The sequence below is a fragment of the Microbacterium sp. BF1 genome, from assembly GCF_019279095.1.
Classification (GTDB): Bacteria; Actinomycetota; Actinomycetes; order Actinomycetales; family Microbacteriaceae; genus Microbacterium; species Microbacterium maritypicum.
Map to the genome: position 1 here is coordinate 1 of NZ_JAGYWT010000897.1, position 524 is coordinate 524.

At 71.2% G+C, this 524-nt stretch carries 1 pseudogene; it reads right to left on the reverse strand.

Annotated features, from left to right (window positions below):
- Positions 1 to 524 (reverse strand): annotated as a pseudogene (locus tag KZA10_RS17435) (DNA repair protein RecN); the annotation flags it as partial.

The window sequence follows — 524 nt, forward strand, 5'->3', positions numbered from 1 at the left end:
GCCTCGGTGCGCGCTGCCGTCAGGGCGTCGGCGTGTGCGTCGAGCTCGCTCCGCGCCGCATCCCGCTCGGCGATGAGGCGTTCGATGCGATCTCCGTCGTCATCGAGCTCGGCCAATCGAGCGGATCCGGTCTGCCAGAGGGCCAGGGCTTCGTCGAGAGATCCGTGCGCACGGATCAGGGTGCCGAGGGCGGCACGGCGTTCCTCGACGGCGGCGAGCTCATGCGGACCGGTCTCATCGAGGTCTGCGAGATAGGCGGAGAGGAGGCCGGCGGTGTCGGCGATCCGGTAGCCGATGTCGGCGAGGTTCTCCCCGATCGCGATCAGCTGGGCATCGGACGCCCTCTCCAGCACGCGACGCGCCTCAGCGACGAGTGCCGAGGCATCGGGCTCGCCCTCTTCGTTCGAGAGCGCGCCGTGGGCGAGGGAGGCCGCGAGACGCAGCTCTTCGGCATTGGCGAGACGCTCCGCGCGCGCAGTGAGCTCCTCGTCCTCCCCCGGCTCGGGCGCCGTCGCCTCGATGAG